General features: G+C 65.1%; 4 protein-coding genes. All 4 read right to left on the bottom strand.

Annotated elements, in window-relative coordinates; all coding sequences use genetic code 11:
* The coding region (locus tag EET13_RS20585; protein WP_122444012.1) for an FHA domain-containing protein at positions 1–1474 on the bottom strand (1474 nt) is incomplete at its 3' end.
* Between the two features lie 75 nt (positions 1475–1549).
* Entirely contained in the window at positions 1550–1927 is a 378-nt protein-coding gene (locus EET13_RS20580) for a DUF4189 domain-containing protein (protein WP_122444011.1), read from the bottom strand.
* A gap of 73 nt (positions 1928–2000) precedes the next feature.
* Positions 2001–2723: an LppX_LprAFG lipoprotein gene (locus EET13_RS20575; RefSeq protein ID WP_122444010.1), complete on the bottom strand. Its 723-nt coding sequence runs from the start codon at positions 2721–2723 to the stop codon at positions 2001–2003.
* Positions 2724–2963: 240 nt separating this feature from the next.
* On the bottom strand, positions 2964–3334 hold a 371-nt coding region (locus EET13_RS20570; RefSeq protein ID WP_122444009.1), incomplete at its 5' end, for a hypothetical protein.

The raw sequence follows: 3334 nt of genomic DNA, 5'->3' as shown, positions 1-3334 counted from the left end.
GGCGGGCGCCGGGGTGGGCGGTGACGGCGGCGTGGAGGGGCGAGGCGTTGAAGCGGGCGGTCCAGTCGGTGGCGGTGTCGTGTTCGAGCAGGGTGAACAGGTCAGCGAAGTCGGTGCAGTGGAAGTAGCTCAACGCTTGCTGGGGTGGGCCGAAGTAGGCCAGCCGGCCTCCGGGGGCCAGGATCAGCAGCCGGTCGCACATATTGAGGTGGGCGATGTTGTGGGTGACCACGACCACCGAGCGGCCGTCGTCGGCCAGGGAGCGCAGGGTCTGCATGACCGATTTCTCATAGCCGGGGTCGAGCCCGGAGGTCGGTTCGTCTAAAAACAGCAGCGAGGGTTTGGTCAGCAGTTCCAGTGCGACGCTGGTGCGTTTGCGTTGTCCGCCCGAGAGGCTGTCGATGCGCTGATCGGCCTGGGTGGACAGGCCCAGTTCGGTTAGCACCTCCTGGATGCGCTGGTTGCGTTCGGCGGCCGACACGTCGTGGGGAAACCGTAGCCGCGCAGCGTAATTGAGCGCGCGGCGCACTGTCAGCGGGGTGTGCAAGATGTCGTCTTGAGGCACGAACCCGATCCGGTGGCGCAGTTCGGCGTAGTTGTCATACAGGTCGCGGTCGTCGTAGCGCACGCTGCCGCTGGTGGCCGGGCGAAACCCGGTCAGCGCGCCCAGCAACGTCGATTTACCGGCCCCGCTGGGTCCCACCACCGCCAACAGACTGCGCTGGGGCAGGGCAAAGCTGACATCGGCCAACAACACCTTGGCTTTGTTGGTGACCACCCGCAGATTGACGGCCTCATAGGAGATGTCGCCGGTGTCAACGTATTCCACCAGCCGATCCCCGGACAGGTGCAACAGCTGATGACCGATACCGACAATGTCGCTGGCCCCGATCACCGCCCGGTTGATCCGGGTGCCGTTGACGTAGGTGCCGTTGGCGCTGTTGTTGTCGACCAGCTCCCACTGATTGCCCGAGCGACGCAACATCGCATGACGGCGCGACACCAGCAGATCATTGAGCACCACATCGTTGTCGGGAGCCCGCCCGATGGTGACCACCAACTGATCAATGGCATGCACCGCCGTGGGCGGGCGGGCCACCGTCGTTTGACTCACCACCGCAGCCCGCTGCGGCGCCGGCGCGCTGGGCTGGCCGGCCGGTGCCACCTGCAGCAGCTGACCAGACGAGGCCGAACCCAACATCACCGTCACCGGCCCCACAATGGCTACCCGCTCAACACGGGCCCCCTCGACAAACATCCCATTGCTGCTGTGGTTGACCAACACCCAACCCCCCGCGGTGGGCTGCAACACCGCATGATCACGCGAAACCCGCGGATTATCCAACCGCACATCAGCCTCGGCCCAACGCCCAATACTCCACACCCGATCCGGTGTGACATGCCAAACCCGCCCACCAGCACGCAACTCCAACCGGGGCACACCCATCACCACCGCATCGGCCCTACCCTCCATACCCACCCCCCCGAGCCAGCACCCCACATCCCGCGCGCATGATCCGCCTGTGAGCGTTATGACCGCGTCGGCTGATCAGTTGCAGTACCAGGTGCCGATCCACCCGGAGGTGCCAAGGTTTTTCGCGGCATCCTGCTCCGCAGCCAACAGCGTGGGCCCATAACCTCCCGCGTGGTCACCGCGGCTGTTCTCGGCGATGGCGCCACAGTCGGTGAAGGTGACCAGTACCTTGCAGTCCGAGTACCCGCATGCACTCAGCGCGGCGCTCTCGGCGGCGGCCTTCGACGGAGCGTCTTTGACGCGGCCGAACACTTTTCCGGTCGGGGAGTAGGCGATCGCGCCCACGTAGTTGCTGGCCTCGGCCGCCGGCGCGAGCGCGAGGATGGTCGCCGTCACCGCTATGACGTTGGCCAATGAAACCGCAGCCCGGCGTTGAAAAGTGGTCAATGCCATGGTGGTTCCTTTCGGGGTTCGGTGATCCGGCGAGTGCTGAAACGATCGTGGGTGACGGTGTCGTACGTCACGGCTATGCCGGCTTGGTTGCGGTGACCTGCTTGCCCCAGTCGGACATGGTCATCGTCACCGTCCCGTTTTCAACCGGGGTGATCTCGAGCTTGACGAGGTGATTCGAACCGTCCGAGGCGATCCAGACGGTGGTGGGTGTGCTCTGCGCGTCCTTGGCGCTCAGCCGCGCGCCCGCCAGCGTCGTGATGTCGTCGGCTGGAGACATGCCCGTGATCTTGGTCGTCAGGATGCCGTTAATCTGCTCGCTGCCAACTACTTTCGGGTTTTGCAGGTCGGACAGCAGCTTGGCCAGGCCCCGGTTCGGGTCGAGCAGGGTCGAAACGTCATAGATCGAGGCGCCGTTGCCGTAATCGGCGTACTTGCCGGGATCGGCGACGTCGGAATAGAGATGGCCGTCGACGTAGACGAACTTCGAATCAACCGGGTTCTTGCCGACGATCAGCGTCGCGGTCCCGGTGGCGACCGTTTGCGGCGTGTTGGACACGTCGCCCTCGAGCTTGGTGACCGCGAGGTTGGGTACCGAGCCTTGGACCGTGAGGCTGACGTGCATGCCGGTGACCTTGGCCATGGCATCGGCGGCCTGTTTGACGGTGTTCACCGCGTCCACATTCGGGGTGCTGGACCCGCCTGCGCCCTTGTTCGAGCCGGAACACCCGGTGAGCACGAGAGCCGTCGCGGCGACGGCGGACACGGCCGCAACAGCAGCTCGAGACCAGAGCTTCATAGACAACTCCTTCGTTGAGGCAACGGCACGTTGCCGCGGGCAAACTCAGCTGGAGGCAGCACCAAAGCCAGGCGACTTAGCGTAAACCCACCGATATTGGCTTGACTAGCCTTTCGTCCGTCTCGGTGCCCAGGGCGTGATTCCCCCCGGAGCAAAGCGGGAAGCGGTCGCTGCGCGCACGCCAAGGTTGGCCCGACGCCACCGCCTTGGCCGCCTTGGCCGCCGTGTTGATCAATCGGCTTACTTGCGGCCCTTGCGTTGGGGGTCGAGTCGCTTGAGCCGCACCGCCAGCAGCAACACCAGGACAATCGCCAGCGCTACGCACATACCGAGAGCGGTGAGCCAGTTACCGCGATTGTGTTCCCACAGCGGGTCTTCCGCACCCGGGTGCAGGAAGTTCACGCCTACGGTGGCGGCGGCCATGGCGTAGGCCCATCGGGACGGGGATAGCCAGGCCAGTTGTTCCAGTGGCGGGCGGCCGTGAACGCCGAACATTCCGCCGCAGAGCACCAGTTGGGCCATGACCACCAGCACCAGCAGGGGCATGCCCCGGTCGGCGTTGCCGATCATCGCCGAGATCAGCAGGCCGATGATCATCGAGACCACCGTGA

It is taken from the genome of Mycobacterium attenuatum, from assembly GCF_900566085.1.
GTDB classification, from domain to species: Bacteria; Actinomycetota; Actinomycetes; order Mycobacteriales; family Mycobacteriaceae; genus Mycobacterium; species Mycobacterium attenuatum.
This window is presented reverse-complemented; position numbering and strand designations above follow the sequence as displayed.